Source organism: Streptomyces sp. NPDC012888, assembly GCF_042900645.1.
Lineage (GTDB): Bacteria > Actinomycetota > Actinomycetes > Streptomycetales > Streptomycetaceae > Streptomyces.
Map to the genome: position 1 here is coordinate 16,463 of NZ_JBIBBM010000018.1, position 17,139 is coordinate 33,601.

Annotated in this window: 14 protein-coding genes; 10 read left to right on the top strand and 4 right to left on the bottom strand. The window is 74.2% G+C overall.

From position 1 onward, the window contains the following. Positions 1-12: 12 nt before the first annotated feature. Positions 13-1,677: an FAD-dependent oxidoreductase gene (locus tag ACFY61_RS26965; protein WP_389475993.1), complete on the bottom strand. Its 1,665-nt coding sequence runs from the start codon at positions 1,675-1,677 to the stop codon at positions 13-15. A 306-nt stretch (positions 1,678-1,983) separates the two neighbouring features. On the opposite strand from ACFY61_RS26965, the gene ACFY61_RS26970 reads away from it, so the two are divergent. The 7 genes from ACFY61_RS26970 (at position 1,984) to ACFY61_RS27000 (ending at position 7,254) form a co-directional block, all read left to right on the top strand. Continuing rightward, positions 1,984-3,120, top strand: coding sequence for a SchA/CurD-like domain-containing protein (locus ACFY61_RS26970; RefSeq protein ID WP_389475995.1), 1,137 nt, complete (start codon positions 1,984-1,986; stop codon positions 3,118-3,120). A gap of 83 nt (positions 3,121-3,203) precedes the next feature. Then, entirely contained in the window at positions 3,204-3,650 is a 447-nt protein-coding gene (locus ACFY61_RS26975; RefSeq protein ID WP_389475997.1) for a cupin domain-containing protein, read from the top strand. Beyond that, a complete protein-coding gene (locus ACFY61_RS26980) occupies positions 3,647-4,957 on the top strand; it encodes a beta-ketoacyl-[acyl-carrier-protein] synthase family protein (RefSeq protein ID WP_389475999.1) in 1,311 nt (436 codons plus the stop codon). The genes ACFY61_RS26975 and ACFY61_RS26980 overlap by 4 nt, the downstream gene beginning before the upstream one ends. Continuing rightward, entirely contained in the window at positions 4,954-6,198 is a 1,245-nt protein-coding gene (locus tag ACFY61_RS26985; RefSeq protein WP_389476001.1) for a ketosynthase chain-length factor, read from the top strand. The genes ACFY61_RS26980 and ACFY61_RS26985 overlap by 4 nt, the downstream gene beginning before the upstream one ends. Before the next feature lie 10 nt (positions 6,199-6,208). After that, positions 6,209-6,466 carry an acyl carrier protein gene (locus ACFY61_RS26990; RefSeq protein WP_389476003.1) on the top strand — a complete coding sequence of 86 codons (258 nt, stop codon included), beginning with the start codon at positions 6,209-6,211 and terminating at the stop codon, positions 6,464-6,466. Position 6,467: 1 nt separating this feature from the next. Then, positions 6,468-6,914 carry an SRPBCC family protein gene (locus ACFY61_RS26995; RefSeq protein ID WP_389476005.1) on the top strand — a complete coding sequence of 149 codons (447 nt, stop codon included), beginning with the start codon at positions 6,468-6,470 and terminating at the stop codon, positions 6,912-6,914. A 13-nt stretch (positions 6,915-6,927) separates the two neighbouring features. Next, entirely contained in the window at positions 6,928-7,254 is a 327-nt protein-coding gene (locus tag ACFY61_RS27000; protein WP_389476007.1) for a TcmI family type II polyketide cyclase, read from the top strand. Here ACFY61_RS27000 and ACFY61_RS27005 read toward each other — a convergent pair. Continuing rightward, complete coding sequence (locus ACFY61_RS27005; RefSeq protein ID WP_389476315.1) at positions 7,243-8,145, bottom strand: LysR family transcriptional regulator ArgP; 903 nt, start codon at positions 8,143-8,145, stop codon at positions 7,243-7,245. The genes ACFY61_RS27000 and ACFY61_RS27005 overlap by 12 nt on opposite strands. Before the next feature lie 78 nt (positions 8,146-8,223). On the opposite strand from ACFY61_RS27005, the gene ACFY61_RS27010 reads away from it, so the two are divergent. Both ACFY61_RS27010 and ACFY61_RS27015 read left to right on the top strand, forming a co-directional pair. Beyond that, complete coding sequence (locus ACFY61_RS27010) at positions 8,224-8,847, top strand: LysE/ArgO family amino acid transporter (RefSeq protein ID WP_389476009.1); 624 nt, start codon at positions 8,224-8,226, stop codon at positions 8,845-8,847. Positions 8,848-8,880: 33 nt separating this feature from the next. Next, positions 8,881-9,804: an NADP-dependent oxidoreductase gene (locus ACFY61_RS27015; RefSeq protein WP_389476317.1), complete on the top strand. Its 924-nt coding sequence runs from the start codon at positions 8,881-8,883 to the stop codon at positions 9,802-9,804. A gap of 413 nt (positions 9,805-10,217) precedes the next feature. On the opposite strand, the gene ACFY61_RS27020 is transcribed toward ACFY61_RS27015, so the two are convergent. After that, positions 10,218-12,989 (bottom strand): SpoIIE family protein phosphatase, encoded by a 2,772-nt coding sequence (locus tag ACFY61_RS27020; RefSeq protein ID WP_389476011.1) that lies wholly within the window; start codon positions 12,987-12,989, stop codon positions 10,218-10,220. After that, positions 12,908-14,941, bottom strand: a complete 2,034-nt coding sequence (locus ACFY61_RS27025; RefSeq protein ID WP_389476012.1) for a SpoIIE family protein phosphatase — start codon at positions 14,939-14,941, stop codon at positions 12,908-12,910. Before ACFY61_RS27025 ends, ACFY61_RS27020 begins: the two co-directional genes overlap by 82 nt. Positions 14,942-15,084: 143 nt before the next feature. Between ACFY61_RS27025 and ACFY61_RS27030 the strand changes: the two genes are divergently transcribed. Then, positions 15,085-17,127, top strand: a complete 2,043-nt coding sequence (locus tag ACFY61_RS27030; protein WP_389476014.1) for a SpoIIE family protein phosphatase — start codon at positions 15,085-15,087, stop codon at positions 17,125-17,127. Positions 17,128-17,139: the final 12 nt, after the last annotated feature.

Genomic DNA, 17,139 nt, shown 5'->3' on the forward strand with positions numbered 1-17,139 from the left:
CCGGAAGGCCCGTCAGTGACGCCGCAGCAGCCGCTTCAGGACCTGCTCCAGCTCCGCCTCCGGATCCGCCGCCGAGCCCTCGGACCGCCAGGCCACGAACCCGTCCGGCCGCACCAGCACCGCACCGTCGGCCCGCACCCCGTGCGCCCCGGCCCAGTCCACGCCGTCCTCGGTGCGCAGCGACGCGTCCGGACCGTCGCCCAGCACGTGCGCGTCCAGCTTCACGGACAGCCGCCCGGCCACCCGCCCGGCGGCGTCCCGCCACGGCGTACCCGCGCCGCTGAGCAGCGCGAACGACCGCTCGTACAGGTCCAGCGAGGAGATCCGCCGGCCGTCGCGGTGCAGCCACAGGTGCGGTGCCCGCGAGCCCGGCTCGCCGTTCAGCCGCAGCCCGTCCGGGATGATCTCCCGGTCCGGGTCGCCGCCCAGCACCGCGCCGTGCGGGTAGCAGTACGCCATCGCGGTCGGCAGCATGCCGCTGCCCTTCCCGCCGGGCTTCCCGGCCGGCGGGCCGGCCGTCATCGACGGCGACGGCGAGTACCCCGGGTGGCTGTGCTCCACCGACCGGGCCGAGGCCCGCTCACTGGTCGCCCGGGCCACCGGCAGCCGCTCCTCCTGGTAGCTGTCCAGCAGTCCCGGACCGGCCTGCCCGGACAGCACCGCCGCCAGCTTCCACGCCAGGTTGTGCGCGTCCTGGATGCCCGTGTTGGAGCCGAACGCGCCCGTGGGGGACATCTCGTGCGCCGCGTCGCCCACCAGGAACACCCGGCCCACCGAGTACCGGTCGGCGACCCGCTCGGCGGCGTGCCAGGCGGCCTTGCCGCCGATCTCCACGTCCAGGTCCGGCACGCCGATGGCGCGCCGGATGTGCGCCACGCACCGCTCGTCCGTGAAGTCCTCCATCGTCTCGCCCTGGTCGGGGTGCCAGGGGGCGTGGAACACCCAGTTCGTCTCGTTGTCCACGGGCAGCAGCGCCCCGTCCGCCCCCGGGGCGACCAGGTAGCAGACGATGAACCGCAGGTCGCCGAGGACCTCCGGCAGCCGGCGCGAGCGGAACGTGATGCTCACGTTGTGGAACAGGTCGCCGTTGCCGGTCTGCGTGATGCCCAGTTGTTCCCGCACCGGGCTGCGCGGGCCGTCCGCCGCGACCAGGTACTGCGACCGGACCCGGATGTGCTCACCGCTGTCCCGGTCCTTCACCACCGCGCTGATGCCGTGCTCGTCCTGGTCGAAGGAGATCAGCTCGGTGGAGAACCGCACGTCGGCGCCGTCCGCGCGGCTCCGCGAGGCCAGCACCGGCTCGATGTTGTTCTGGCTGCACAGGCACCACCGGGTCGGGCTGATCCGGGCCAGCGCACCCCCCGGGTCGGTGTTCTCCACCAGCCACCGGTGGTCCCCGGCGGGCCCCTCGGCCAGCGAACGGGTCTGGATGATGCCCTTGTTCTCCTCCAGCACGGCCGCCGCCCGCCGGATGTCCGGCTCCGCCCCGGCCACCCGGAACAGCTCCATCGTCCGGGCGTTGATGCCGCGGCCACGCGGATGGGGCGAGACCCCCGCGTGCTTCTCGACCAGCAGATGACGGACGCCGTGCCGGCTGAGGAACACCGACGCCGACAGGCCCACCAGGGACCCGCCCACGACCAGTACCGGCACCTCTACGTCGTATTTCTCTTCCATGGCCTGCTCGGCTCCTTCCGGCGAGGGTGACGGATCCTTCTATGCCCGCTGACCGGCGGCTGTGCGCGGTCGTTCACCCGCTTGATCTGTACGTGTCGCGTTCCGCCGGGCCTGCGGCAACGATCTGTTAAGGACGCGCAGCACCGCCCGCGGACACGACGGGCAGGCCTGCCGCCGTATCCGCGGGTACCCGCCCGGGCCCCGACGGACCCGGACCCGGTCCCGGCCGCCGAGCCGGGCCCCGCGACACATCAGACCGGCGCGCGCGCCCAGCGCGGCCGCACCGCCACCAAGGAGCGTGTGAACATGACGACCACCCTGCCGGAACGCGTCTCGCAGTCGGCCTTCGACGGATCCCGGCTCCGGGTCGTCATGCTGGTCGATCTGCACGACGGGGCCCAGCACCGCTTCCTGGAGGCCTACGAGCGGATCCGCCACCATGTTGCCGCCACCCCCGGGCATCTCAGCGACCAGCTGTGCCAGTCGTTCGAGAATCCCTCCCAATGGCTCATCACCAGCGAGTGGGAGAGCGCCCCCCAGTTCCTCGACTGGGTCAACAGCGAGCAGCACATCGAGCAGATCCGGCCGCTGAGCGCCTGCATCCGCACCACCTCCTCGATGCGGTTCAACGTGCTGCGGGAGACCGGCGAGAAGGTGACCGGCGGTGCCGTCCAGCAGGCCCCCAGGCTCGGTGACGACCTGGTCAGGCACGCGCTGACCTTCACCGTGCGCCCCGGCAGCGAGGAGGCCGTCGCCAAGCTCCTCGCCGACTACGACCCGCCGTCCGCGAAGGTGGACGACACCACCCGCCTGTGCCGCACCACGCTCTTCATGCACGGCAACCGCGTCGTACGGACCGTCGAGGTCAAGGGCGACCTCACCAAGGCCCTGAGGTACGTGGCCCGGCAGCCGGAGGTCCGGGCCGTCGAGGAGGCCATCAACCCGTACCTCGAAGTCGACCGCGACCTCGACGACCCGGAGTCGGCGCGGGTGTTCTTCACCCGGGCGGCCCTGCCGGCCGTCCACGTCATGGCCACCGACCCGGCCGCCGCGCACGACCCCGGAGGCACCGGCCGGCACGCCGTGCACTACCGGGCCAAGCCGGGCATGGGCACCGCCCTCGCCCGCTACCTCGCCCGCCAGGACGAGGCCACCGCCGCCATGGGCGGCAGCCCCGTGGTCCGCAGCACCATCTTCCAGCGCGACGACCTCGTCGTCCGCCTCGTCGACGTGCACGGCCCGCCGGACGCGGCCCCCGGCCCGGTACTCGGCCTGCACGGACCGCACGAGGCGGCCGTACTCGACCGGCTGCTCGACCCCGACGCCCGCGACGCCCGCGACGGCTCCGCCGCGCCGGCCCACCCCGGCCCCGAGCGTCCCGCCGACCTCCTCGCCCGCTCCCTGATGCGCCTGGTCACCGACCGGCACGCGCAGGACAGCTGACCCCGCAGCAGACCCCCGACCCGGCCCCGGCCCGGCCACTCCGGGCCCCGGCCCAGCCCGCCCCCGCCAGGAGGAACGCAGTCATGACCACGCACGCCCCACGCATCGTGGACCTCAGCGAGACTCAGCCCAACCGCAGGCGGGGCGGTGATCTGCGCGCCGTGCTCACCCCCACCTCATGCGGCGCGACCAGCGGGTTCATGGGCCTCGCCCTGATCCAGCCCGGCGAGTGGATCGCCGAGCACTACCACCCGTACTCCGAGGAGTTCGTCTTCCTGGTCGCCGGCCGAGTCGAGGTCGACCTGGACGGCGTCACCCACGAGATGCGGCCCGACCAGGGCCTGCTCGTCCCGATCAACGTCCGCCACCGGTTCCGCAACGCCGGTTCCGAGGAGGTCCGCATGGTCTTCCACCTGGGCCCGCTGGCCCCCCGGCCCGAACTGGGCCACGTCGACACCGAGGTGAACCCGGCCGGAGCCGGACACCAGGCCCCGGCCCACGCACCGGCCCCTACCGAGGCAGTGTCGTGACCCGGCGGGTGGCCGTCACCGGCATCGGCGTGGTCGCCCCCGGTGGGATCGGCGCCCCGGCCTTCTGGGACCTGCTGTCCCACGGCCGTACGGCGACGCGCGGCATCACCCTGTTCGACCCCGCCGGGTTCCGGTCCCGCATCGCCGCCGAGGTCGACTTCGACCCCGCCGCGCACGGCCTGGACGCCGACACCGTCGCCCGCTGCGACCGCTACATCCAGTTCGCCCTGGTCGCGGCCCGCGAAGCGCTCCGCGACAGCGGACTCGACCCCGCCGCCACCGACCCGTGGCGCACCGGGGTCTCCCTGGGCACCGCGGTCGGCGGCACCACCCGCCTGGAGTCGGACTACACCCTGGTCAGCGGCAAGGGCGCCTGGTGGGACGTCGACCACCACCCGGCCCGCCCCGACCTGCACCGGGCGTTCACCCCGGCCACCCTGGCCGCCACCGTCGCCGAGGACGTCGGCGCCCGGGGGCCGGTCCAGACCGTCTCCACCGGCTGCACCTCCGGACTCGACGCCATCGGGTACGCCTGCCACTCCATCGAGGAGGGGCTGATGGACGTGTGCGTCGCCGGGGCGTCCGACTCGCCGATCTCCCCGATCACCGTCGCCTGCTTCGACGCCATCAAGGCGACCTCCGCGAACAACGACGACCCGGCGCACGCCTCCCGGCCCTTCGACGCCCGCCGCGACGGCTTCGTCCTCGGCGAGGGCAGCGCCGTCCTCGTGCTGGAGGAACTGGAACACGCCCGCGCCCGAGGCGCCACCATCCACTGCGTCATCGGCGGCTACGCCACCTTCGGCAACGCCCACCACATGACCGGGCTCACCAAGGAGGGCATCGAGATGGCACGCGCCATCACCGTCGCCCTCGCCCACGCCCGGCTCGACCCCACCGCTGTCGACTACGTCAACGCGCACGGCTCCGGCACCAAGCAGAACGACCGGCACGAGACCGCCGCCGTCAAACGCGTCCTGCGCGAACACGCCTACAAGACCCCCATGAGCTCCATCAAGTCCATGGTGGGCCACTCCCTCGGGGCCATCGGAGCCATCGAACTGGTGGCCTGCGTCCTGGCGCTCCAGCACCAGGTCGTCCCGCCCACCGCCAACTACGAGAACCCCGACGAGGAGTGCGACCTCGACTACGTCCCGGTCACCGCCCGGGAGCGGCAGCTGCGCACCGTCCTGTCGGTGGGCAGCGGCTTCGGCGGCTTCCAGTCCGCGGTCGTCATGTCCAAGCTGCCCGGAACGCCGCCCGGAACGTCCCCCGGAACCGCCCGGACGAAGGTGAGGACGGCATGAGCCCCGCACCCGAACGCACCGCCGTCATCACCGGCATCGGCGTCGTCGCCCCCAACGGCGTGGGCTCGACCGCCTTCTGGAAGGCCACCCAGGCCGGCCAGAGCGTCCTCGACCGGATCACCCGCAAGGGCTGCGAACACCTGCCCCTGCGGATCGCCGGCGAGGTACGTGACTTCGACCCGCACGGCCTGATCGAGGAGCGCTACCTCGTCCAGACCGACCGGTTCACCCACTTCTCGCTGGCCGCCGCCGACATGGCCCTGGAACAGGGCCTGCTCGGCCGCGCCGACTACGAGGACGACTCCTTCTCCGTCGGCGTGATCACCGCGGCCGGCTCCGGCGGCGGCGAGTTCGGCCAGCGGGAACTCCAGCAGCTCTGGGGCCAGGGACCGAAGTACGTCGGCCCTTACCAGTCCATCGCCTGGTTCTACGCCGCCACCAGCGGCCAGATCTCCATCCGGGGCGGCTTCCGCGGCCCCTGCCAGGTGGTGGCCAGCGACGAGGCGGGCGGGCTCGACGCCTTCGCGCAGGCCGCCCGGACCGTCCGGCGCGGCACCCCCACCGTCCTGGTCGGCTCCGCCGAAGCGCCGCTCGCGCCCTACTCGATGGTCTGCCAGCTCGGCTACCCGGAGCTGAGCACCCACCAGGACCCCACCCGCGCCTACCGCCCCTTCACCGCCGCCGCCTGCGGGTTCTCACCCGCAGAGGGCGGAGCCGTGATGCTCGTGGAGGACCGCGAGCGGGCCGCCGCCCGGGGCGCCCCCATCCGCGCCGAAGTCGCCGGGCACGCAGCCACCTTCACCGGCGCCGGCCGGTGGGACCGGTCCCGGGAAGGGCTCGCCCACGCCATCGGCGGAGCCCTGAGGCAGGCCGGCTGCGCACCCGAGGAGGTCGACGTGGTCTTCGCCGACGCCCTCGGCGTCCCCGAGGCCGACACCGCCGAAGCCCTCGCCCTCACCGACGCGCTGGGCGCCCGCCACGGCCGGACCGTACCGGTCACCGCCCCCAAGACCGGCACCGGCCGCGCCTACTGCGGCAGCGCCGCCCTCGACGTCGCCGCCGCCGTCCTGACCCTGGAGCACGGCGTGGTGCCGCCCACCCCCAACGTCTTCGACGTCTGCCACGACCTGAACGTGGTCACCGGCAGCGCCGCCGCCACCCGGCCGCGCACCGCCCTGGTGCTCAGCCGCGGCCTGATGGGCTCCAACTCGGCCCTCGTCCTGCGCACCCCCACTCGATAAGGAGCACGCCATGTCCGAACACCTCACCGTCGAAGAGCTCAGCGCCCTGATGAAGCGCAGCGCCGGCGTGACCGTCGCCCCGGAGGTACTCGCCGCCCGCCCGGACGCCGAGTTCGCCGACTACGGCCTGGACTCCCTCGGCCTGCTCGGCATCGTCGCGGAGCTGGAGAAGCGCCACGGCCACCCCCTCCCGATCGAGGTGGAGCACTGCAAGACCCCCGGCGCCTTCCTCGACCTGGTCAACGACTGCCTGATGACGGGAGCCTGACATGCCCGGCCACACCGACAACGAGATCAGCATCGCCGCCCCCGTCGACCTGGTCTGGAAGGTCACCAACGACCTGCCCAACTGGCCCCGGCTGTTCAGCGAGTACGCCTCCATCGAGATCCTCGCCGAGGAGGGCGACACCACCCGCTTCCGGCTGGCCATGCACCCCGACGAGAACGGGGTCGTGTGGAGCTGGGTCTCCGAGCGTACGGTCAACCGCGAGGACCTGGAGGTCCGCGCCCGCCGCGTGGAGACCGGCCCGTTCGAGTACATGAACATCCACTGGGAGTACGCCGAGGTCCCCGGCGGCACCCGGATGCGCTGGCGCCAGGACTTCGCGATGAAGCCCGGGGCCCCGCTCGACGACGCCGGCATGACCGACCGCATCAACCACAACTCCCGGATCCAGCTGGAACTCATCCGGGACAAGATCGAAGCGCGCGTCTGAGGAGGCCGCCCCGATGCACCAAGCCCTGATCGTCGCCCGGATGGCGCCCGGCTCGGCCGACGACATCGCCCGTGTCTTCGCCGAGTCCGACGCCGGCGAACTCCCGCACATGGTCGGCGTCACCCGGCGCAGCCTGTTCCAGTTCGGCGACGTCTACCTGCACCTCTTCGAGACCCCGCACCCGCCGGGCCCCGAAGTGGCCAAGGCCGCCAAACACCCGCTGTTCCAGGACATCAGCCAACAGCTGTCGGCCTACGTCAGCCCCTACGACCCGGCCACCTGGCGCAGCCCGCAGGACGCCATGGCCCGACAGTTCTACAGCTGGCGGTCAGGGGGCTGACCGCAGCGCCACGGCGGCCTCCGCCGCCACCGCCCCCGCCACCGCGGACAACGCGGGGGAGTGCAGTTTCCACTGCTGCCAGTAGAGGGCCACGTCCAGCGGACGGTCCGGCGCCAGCGCGGTCAGCGCGCCGGACCGCAGCCCCGGCAGCGCCTGCGGCTCCGGGAGCAGGCCCCAGCCCAGACCGGCGGTCACCGCGTCCCGGAACCCCTCCGAGGCCGGCACCCGGTGCCGTACCGGCCCGGCGCCCGACCGCCCGCCCGTCAGACCCCGTACGAAGGCGTCCTGCAGGTCGTCACTGCGGTCGAAGACGATCACCGGCGCCGGCGGCAGGTCCCGCTCCGGCGACCCGCCCAGGTGGCGCTCCACGAACGCGGGACTCGCCACCGCCAGATAGCGCGCCAGCCCCAGCCGCCGCACCGAACACCCCGCCACCGGATCGGGCGAGGAGGTCACCGCGGCCATCACCTGCCCCTCCCGGAGCAGCTCCGTGGTACGGCTCTCGTCCTCCCGGTACAGCTCGAAGCAGACCGGCGGATCCTGCGGGACCCGGCCCAGGGCCGGCAGGAACCAGGTGGCCAGCGAGTCCGCGTTCACCGCGATCGGCAGCCGCGCCGGCCCCTCGCCGTCGCCGATGCCCAGCTCGGAGCGGGCGTCCCGCTCCAGCCGCGCCAGCTGCCGTGCGAACCGCACGACCACCTGCCCCGACTCCGTGGGCCGCACCGGCTTGGTGCGCATCAGCAGCACCCGCCCGGTCCGCTGCTCCAGCGCCTTCACCCGCTGGCTGACCGCCGACGGCGTCACGTGCAGTACGGCCGCGGCCGCGTCGAAGGTGCCCTCGTCCACCACGGCGAGCAGCGTGCGTACCTGGTCCAGCGGCAGTTCGTCCAACACGCGCTAAAGACTAGCTAATGTTGCGTAAGAATCATTAGCTGTACGCATGATCGCCCGGTGCCTAGGGTCAGGCCCATGACCAGCGCAACCCTCACCGCGGCCCTCGCCGGATTCGGCACCGGACTCTCCCTCATCGTCGCCATCGGCGCCCAGAACGCCTTCGTCCTCCGGCAGGGCGTACGCCGCCACGCCGTCCTCGCCGTGGTCGCCATCTGCGCCGTGTCCGACGCCGCGCTGATCGCCCTCGGCGTCGCGGGGGTCGGCGCCGTGGTCACCGCCTGGCCCGCCGCCGTCACCGCCGTCGGCGTCATCGGCGGCCTCTTCCTCATCTGCTACGGCGTCCTCGCCGCCCGCCGCGTCCTGCGCCCCGACCCCGAGGCCGCCCTCACCACCGAGGGCAAGGGGGCGGGCAGCGCCCGCGCCGCAGCCCTCACCTGCCTGGCCATGACCTGGCTCAACCCGCACGTCTACCTCGACACCGTGCTGCTCCTCGGCACCCTCGCCACCGACCGCGGGGACCTCCGCTGGGCGTTCGGCACAGGGGCCGCCGCCGCCAGCCTCACCTGGTTCACCACCCTGGGCTACGGCGCCCGCCTGCTCAGCGGCTTCTTCGGCACCCCCCGCGCCTGGCGGGTCCTGGACGGCCTGGTCGCCACGACCATGCTCACCATGGGAGGAATCCTGCTCGCGGGCGCCTGAGCGGCGTGCTGGGATGAACCCATGGACGAGGACATGCGGGCGATGGTGTACGACGGCTACGGCGGCTCCGAGGTGCTCGCGGAGAGGCGGCTGCCCCGCCCCAAGTACGGGCCCGGCGAGCTCCTGGTCAAGGTCCGGTGCGCCGCCGTCAACCCGGTCGACTGGAAGATCATGGCCGGCGGCCTCGACGGGCTCATGGACACGGTCTTCCCCGTGGTCCCCGGCTGGGACGTGGCCGGTACGGTGGCGGGCGTGGGCATCGACACCCCCGAGTTCCAGGTCGGCGACGAGGTCATCGGCTACGCGCGCAAGGACTGGGTGCACGGCGGCACGTTCGCCGAGTACGTCACCGTCCCGGTCCGCGCCCTGGCCCGCAAGCCGGCTTCCCTCGACTGGGACGCGGCCGCCGGCCTCCCGCTCGCCGGCCTGACCGCGTACCAGCTGCTCACCCGGCTCGGCACCACCGCCGAGGACACGGTGCTGGTGCACGGCGCGGCCGGCGGGGTGGGCTCGCTCGGCGTGCAGATCGCCCGGGCACTCGGCGCCCGGGTCATCGGCACGGCCTCGCCGCGCAACCACGAGCGGCTGGCGGCGCTCGGAGCGGAGCCCGTCGCGTACGGGGACGGGCTGGCCGACCGTGTCCGGGCACTCGCCCCCGACGGGGTCACCGTCGTCGCCGACTTCGTCGGCGGGGTCCTCGACACCACGCGGGCAGTTCTCCGGGAAGGCGGCCGGCACGCCTCGATCGCCGACCCCGGCGTCCTGGGCGCCGGCGGCCACTGGATGTGGGTCCGCCCCTCCGGCCCGGACCTCGAAGCGCTGGGCCGCCTGGCGGACGAGGGCCTCCTGACGGTGCCGGTGGCGGAGACGTTCCCGCTGGCGCGGCTCCCCGAAGCGTTCGACCTCAGCCGGTCGGGCCACACGGCCGGCAAGATCATCATCCACGTCGCCACGTGACCCCGCCGCCGGAGCCGGCGCGTGGGCCCCGGGCGGCGTGTGCAGCCCGAGCGGCGTTTGAGCGGGCTCGGCGGGGCTCCGCCCGGGCTCGTGGGGCGCTGCCCCACACCCCGCGCCTCAAACGCCGGCGAGGCTGAAGGCGCCGGGCACAGCACGAAGCCGGGGCCGCACTCCCAGCCCGAGCGGCGCTTGAGCGGGCTCGGCGGGGCTCCGCCTGGGCACGTGGGGCGCTGCCCCACCCCCCGCGCCTCAAACGCCGGCGAGGCTGAAGGCGCCGGGCCACAGCGCGAAGCCGGGGCCGCACTTCCAGCCCGAGCGGCGTTTGAGCGGGTCCGGCGGGGCTCCGCCCGGGCACGTGGGGCTCCGCCCCACACCCGCGCCTCGAACGCCGGCGAGGCTGAAGCGCGGCGTGGTCACCACGCGAGGTCTTCCAGGTCCGCCAGGCCCGGGACGACCGGGGCGATGCCGGACCCGCCGCCGCTCAACGGGAGCTCCGCCCAGATCACCTTGCCGCGCCCCGTGTACCGCGTGCCCCACCGCTCCGCCAGCTGGGCCACCAGGAACAGGCCCCGCCCGCCCTCGTCCGTGGTCGCCGCGTACCGCAGGTGCGGCGCCGTGCTGCTGCTGTCCGACACCTCGCAGGTCAGCGTCCGGTCGCGGAGCAGCCGCACCCGGACCGGCTCCGCCCCGTACCGGATCGCGTTCGTGATCAGCTCGCTCAGGATCAACTCCGCCGTGAACGCGATCTCCTCCAGCCCCCACGCACTCAGCTGCGCCGACGCCGCGTTGCGGATCCGCGACACCGCCGCCGGGTCCGGCGGCACGTCCCACTCCGCGACCTGGTCCACCGCCAGCACCCGCGTCCCCGCCACCAGCAGCGCCACGTCGTCACTCGGCGCCGGGAACAGCATTTCCCCCAGCACGTCCGAGCAGGTCTCCTCCGGGCTCCGGCCGGGCCGCCCCAGCGCGGACCGCAGCAGCGCCAGCCCCGCCTCCAGGTCGCGGTCGCGGTCCTCCACCAGCCCGTCGGTGAACAGCACCAGCCGGCTCCCCGCCGGCAGCTCCAGCAGCGCCGACTCGTACGGCATGCCGCCCAGCCCGAGCGGCAGCCCCGCCGGCACCTCCGGGAACTCCACCCGCCCGTCCGGGTGCGCCAGCGCCGGCCCCGGATGCCCGGCCCGGGCCACCGCACACCGGCCCGACGCCGGGTCGTAGATCGCGTACAGGCAGGTCGCACCCGTGATGCCGTTGCCGTCACCCGCCTCCGCCCGGTCCATGTCGATCCGCGCGACCAGCTCGTCGAGGTGCCCCAGCAGCTCCTCCGGCGGCAGGTCCAGCGTCGAGAAGTTGTGCACCGCGGTCCGCAGCCGCCCCATCGTCGCGGCCGCGTGCAGCCCGTGCCCGACCACGTCGCCCACCACCAGCGCCACCCGCGCGCCCGGCAGCGGGATCACGTCGAACCAGTCGCCGCCCACCCCCGCCTTCGCCGGCAGGTACCGGTACGCGACCTCCACCGCGTTCTGCTCCGGCAGCACCCGCGGGAGCAGGCTGCGCTGCAACGTCACCGCCATCGTGTGCTCCCGGGTGAACCGGCGGGCGTTGTCGATCGACACCGCCGCCCGCGTCGCCAGCTCCTCCGCGAAGGACAGGTCCTCCTCGCCGAACGCCTCCGGCGTGTCCGCCCGCCAGAAGTTCGCCATGCCCAGCACCACCCCGCGGGCCTGGAGGGGCACGCTGATCAGCGAGTGGATCCCGTACGCGAGGGTCTGCCTCGCCCCCTCCGGATCCTGCGTGCGCCAGCCCGGCGCCGTCGTCAGATCGGCCTCCAGCACCGCCCGCCCCGCCGCCAGCGCCGCCGCCATCGGGGTGGAGGGCACCACGAACCGGATCAGGTCGCCCACCGGCTGCAACGGCGGATCCGCCCGCACCCCGGTCAGCGCCGTCCGCCGCATCTCCGTGTGCACCCCGGTCGGCTCCTCGCCCCGCAGTACCGGATCCAGCAGTTCCACCGTCACGAAGTCCGCGAACCGCGGCACCGCCACCTCCGACAGCTCCTCCGCCGTCCGCACCACGTCCAGCGTCGTACCGATCCGCACGCCCGCGTCGTACAGCAGCCGCAGCCGGCTCCGCGCCACCTCCGACCGCCCCGACAGCGCCGCCAGCTCGGTGGAGTCCCGCAGGGTGACCACGGAGCCGGTGGACTGCCCGTCGTACGCCTCCGTCGGGCGGACGTTCACCGCCAGCAGCCGGTCGCCCGCCAGGTGCAGCTCGTCCGTCGCCTCCCGGCCCGAGGCCAGCAGCTCCCCGAGCCCCTCCGCCAGCCCCAGCTCCGCCACCGGCCGCTGCTCCGATTCCGCCGGCAGGTCCAGCAGGCGCCGCGCCTCGTCGTTGGCCAGCAGGAGCCGCCCGTCCGCGCTCAGGATCAGCACGCCCTCGCGCACCGCGTGCAGCACCGCCTCGTGGTGCTCGTTGATCCGGCTCAGCTCGCCCGGCTCCAGCCCACGGGTCTGGCGCCGCAGCCGCCCGCTGATCAGCGCCGCACCACCGGTGCCGACCAGCAGCGCACCCGCCGCCGCGCCCAGCAGCAGCGGCAGCTGGTCCTCCACCACGTCGCCGACCTTCTGGATCTCGATTCCCGTGCCGACCAGCCCGACGATCCTGCCCTCCTCGTCACGGACCGGAACCACCGCCCGGACCGCGTCGCTCGGCTCGCCCCGGAACACCTCCGTGAAGGACTGCCCGGCCACCGCCCGCGACAGGTCACCGCTGGCCCGCTGCCCGATCAGCTCCGGCCGCGAGTCCGTGTACCGCAACCCGTCCACGGTCATCACCGCGATGAAGTCCAGACCGGCCGCCCGCCGGGCCGCCTCCGCCCGCGGCTGGAGTAGCGCCGTCGGGTTCGGCGCCAGCAGCGCCAGAGCCGTGCCGGGGGCCCGCGCGAACGCCTCGGCGGCGGCCAGCGACCGGTGCCGGGCGTCCTGCCTGCTGTCGTGCCGGGCCTGCAGCACCACCGCCAGCACGGCGGCCGACACCAGCAGCAGCACCAGCACCGCCACCAGCCCGAACACCTGTCCCGCGACGGTCCGCCACCGCCCGTGCCGCTTCACGGCCGCCTCCGGGCCACCAGCAGCGCCACGTCGTCGGACTCCTCCGGTCCGCGCAGCTCGTCCAGCAGCAGGTCGCATACCTCCTCCAGCGGGCGCGCCGCGTCGTCCAGCAGCCCCGCCAGCACCTCCAGCCGCTCGTCGATCGGCTCGTGACGGGTCTCGACCAGCCCGTCCGTGTACAGCACCAGCACGTCGCCCGGCCCGATCCGCACCGGCCGCGTCTCGAACGGGATCCCGCCCACCCCCAGCGGTGCGCCCGTCGGCAGCGCCACCAGCTCGGCGCGCCCCGCGCCGGCCCGCAGCAGCGCGGGCGGCAGGTGCCCGGCGTTGGCGATCAGGCACCGCCCCCGCTGCGGGTCGTACACCGCGTACAGGCAGGTCGCGATGTAGTGCTCCAGCCCGTCGGTGATCCGGTCCAGGTGCCGCAGCACCTGGTCGGGCGCCAGGTCCAGATCGGCGAAGGCGCACGTCGCCGTACGCAGCCGCCCCATCGTCGCGGCCGCGTCGATCCCGCTGCCCATCACGTCGCCCACCACCAGCGCCGTCTTGTCCCCGGCCAGCGGGATGACGTCGTACCAGTCGCCGCCGACCTCGCTGGAGCCGTGCGCCGGCCGGTAGCGGGAGGCGATCTCCAGCCCGGGCGGATGCGCCGGCAACCCCGGGAGCAGGCTGCGCTGGAGGGTCACGGCCGAGTTGCGCACGCTCTGGTACAGACGGGCGTTGTCGATGCTGACCGCCGCCCGCGCCGCGAGCTCCGTGGCCAGCAGGACGTCGTCCTCGTCGAAGGGCAGCCGATTGCGCGCCCGCTTCAGGTCGAGCGCGCCGAGCACCTCGCCCCGCGCGATCAGCGGCACGGCGAGGTACGAGTGCACCCCGGCCCGGTCCAGCTGGGCCGCGGCCTCGGCGCTGCGGGCGATCCGGTCCAGGTCCTCCCGGCCGACCCGCTCGACGAGGACCGGCCGCGCCGTGCGTACGCACCGGGTCACCAGCCGGTCCGCCCCGTACATCGCCGGCTGGCCGGTGGGGTCGGCGGCGTCCAGCGCCTCGGTGGGGTACGCCGCCTCCACGGCCAGCGCCCGGAACAGCTGCGGCCCGCTGTCGGGCGCACCCGGGCGGCGCAGCGCCAGCACGGAGTCCAGCACGTCCACCGCCGCGACGTCGGCGAGCTCCGGTACCACCAGTTCGGCCAGCTCCCGGGCGGTGCGGTCCACCTCCAGGGTGGTGCCGACCCGCGCCGAGGCGTCGGCGATCAGCGCCAGCCGCCGCCGAGCCCGGTCCGCCTCCGTCGCGGCGAGGTGCCGTTCGGTGACGTCGACCACCGAGATCCCGACGCCCAGTACCCGGCCCTGCGGGCTCTCCAGCCGGTAGTAGGACACCGACCAGGCGTGTTCCTCGCCGGGTGCCGCGGGCGTGATGCCCACCGAGTACCGGTCCACCAGCGGCACCCCGTCGGCCAGCACCCGTTTCAGGTCCCGTTCCAGGGCGTCCACGTCGAGGAAGGGCAGGATGTCGCGGATCCTCCGTCCCAGGTGCTCCTCGGCGGGGATGCCGTTGATCCGCTCCAGCGCCGGGTTGACCAGGACGTACCTCAGGTCGGTGTCGAGCAGCGCGAGCCCGATGGGGGACTGGGAGACCAGGCGCTCGGACAGCGCGAGTTCGGTCTCCACCCGCTGCACGGTGGCGTGGTCGGCGGCGATGCCCAGGGCGAAGGGGTCGCCGAAGCTGTCCGTGAGGCGCATGTTGCGGAACTCCACCTGCCGGACGCTGCCGTCCTTGTGGCGGATGGGGAAGGTGCCCGTCCAGCTGTCGCCCCGCCGGAGCACCTCGGCGAACAGCCGGACCACGAGGTCCAGGTGCTGCTCGTGCACCAGCAGGCGGCCGGCGAAGCGCCCCAGCGCCTCCCCGGCCGTCCATCCGAACAGCTCCTCGGCCTGGGGGCTCCAGAACCGGATCCGCCCCTCGGCGTCGAGCACCACGGCCGCCACGCCGAGGATGTCCAGCAGCCCTCTCGGCTCCGCCGTATCGCTCACCCCTCCATGCTGCCCCCCAGCCCCGTCCGCCGCGCTGGCAGCGCCGCCGGGACACCTGTCCGATAGGGTGTTTTGAGTGCAAATGTACCCTTCGGGGTGAGGTCGTTGCCTTGGATACACACCAGGGGGCAGATCGGGCACCGGTGCAGCCCCAGCGGGCCGTCGGGTACGCCGGAGTGCTCCGTGAACTGCTGCCGATCGCCCTGTGGCGGGAGGACGCCGAAGGCCGGGTCGTCGAGTGGTCCCTCGCGGCCCAGGACCTGCTCGGCCACCTGCCGTCCGAGGTCATCGGCCGGCCCGCCGCGGCCGTGCTGGTCCCCGAGGGCAACCGGGAGCTGGCCGAGGAGCTGACCCGGCGGGTCCAGGCCGGCGAGACCGTCGTCGGTACCCTCTCGGTCCGCCACCGCGACGGCCACCCCGTGACGATGGAGATGTGGATCGTCCCGGCCACCGATCCGCGCGGCCGCCGCGGCACCCTGCTGATCGCCGTGGAGACCACCGAGGTCCTGCGCATGCGGGACTCCCTCGCCGCCCTGGAGACCCTCTTCACCCAGTCGCCGATCGGCCTCGCCACCCTCGGCACCGACCTGCGCTTCCTCCGCGTCAACGAGGCCCTGGCCCGGATGAACGGCGTCTCCGCCGCGGACCACCTCGGCAGGCGGCTCACCGAGGTGGTGCCCGGGGTCAACGCCGCCGCCCTGGAGGCGATGATGCTCCAGGTCCTCACCAGCGGCACCGCCGTCCTCGACGCCCGCCGCACCGGCCGCACCCCCGCCGACCCCGGCCGCGACCGCACCTGGTCCTGCTCCTACGCCCCCCTGGTCGACAACTCCGGCCGCAAGCTCGGCATCATCGCCTCGATCATCGACATCACCGAGGGCGAGCAGGCCGTCGTCGAGGCCGAACGCGCCCGCCGGCGTCTCGCCCTGCTCGCCGAGGCCGGGGCCCGCGTCGGCACCACCCTGGACCTGCACCAGACCGCCCGCGAGATCGTCGACGTACTCGTGCCCGGCCTCGCCGACTCCGCCGACGTGCAGATGCTGGAGGAGGTCCTGGCGCCGGACGAGGCCGGAGTGTCCCGCCAGGGGTTGGTCCGCCGCCTCGCCGCGGCCTTCCCCGACCCGGCGGCCCCGACCGCGAAGCTCGCCCCCGGAATGACCTTCCAGGTGCCGCTGGGCACCGTGTACGAACGGGTCATCGCCGAGGGCCGCGCCATGAGCCTGACCTACTCCGACATCCCGGCCCTGATCACCGACCCGCGCGCGGAGAGCCTGCGCAGCTACCTGGGCACCCGCATCGGATCGGCCCGGCTGATCCCCCTGGTGGCCCGCGGCACGGTCCTGGGCGCGGTGGTCGTCACCCGGCTCGTCACCCGGGAGCCCTTCGACGAGCAGGACTTCCTGCTGCTGGACGAGCTGGTGGGGCGCGCCGCCCTCAACATCGACAACGCCCGGATGTACACCGCCCAGCGGGAGGCCGCCCTCACCCTCCAGCGCAGCCTCACCAACAGCCCGCTGCCGGACGTGCCGGGCCTGGACCTGACCGGCCGCTACCTGCCGGCCAGCGACCACGACGTCGGCGGCGACTGGTTCGACGCCATCAGCCTCCCCGGCGGCCGCACCGGCCTGGTCATCGGGGACGTCATGGGGCACGGCATCCACGCGGCCGCGGTGATGGGGCAGCTCCGCACCGCCGTGCGCACCCTGGCCCGGCACGACGTGCCGCCCGCCCGGATGCTCGGCTCGCTGGACGCGATCGTCGCCGAGATCGGCGAGGACGAGATGGCCACCTGCGTGTACGCCGTCCACGACCCGGCGACGGGGGGCTGCGAGATCGCCCGGGCCGGTCACCCGCCGCCGGCGGTGGTCACCCCGGACGGCAAGGTCGGTTTCCTGGAGGGGCCGCCCGGCACGCCCCTCGGGGCGGGCGGCAGGTCCTTCCGGGCCGAGCACGTCCCGCTGCCCCCGGGGAGCCTGCTCGCCCTCTACACCGACGGGCTCATCGAAGCCCGTGGCAGCGACCTCGACCGCGGCATGCTCCGGCTGGCGGCGGCCCTGGCGGAGGTGGACCGCCCGCTCGACGAGATCTGCCGGGCGGTCCTGGAGCGCCTGCCGCCGTCCCGTGGCCAGGACGACGTGGCCCTGCTGCTGGCCCGGCCGCTCGACCGCCCGGCGCGAAGGGTCTGACGGAACCGGGTC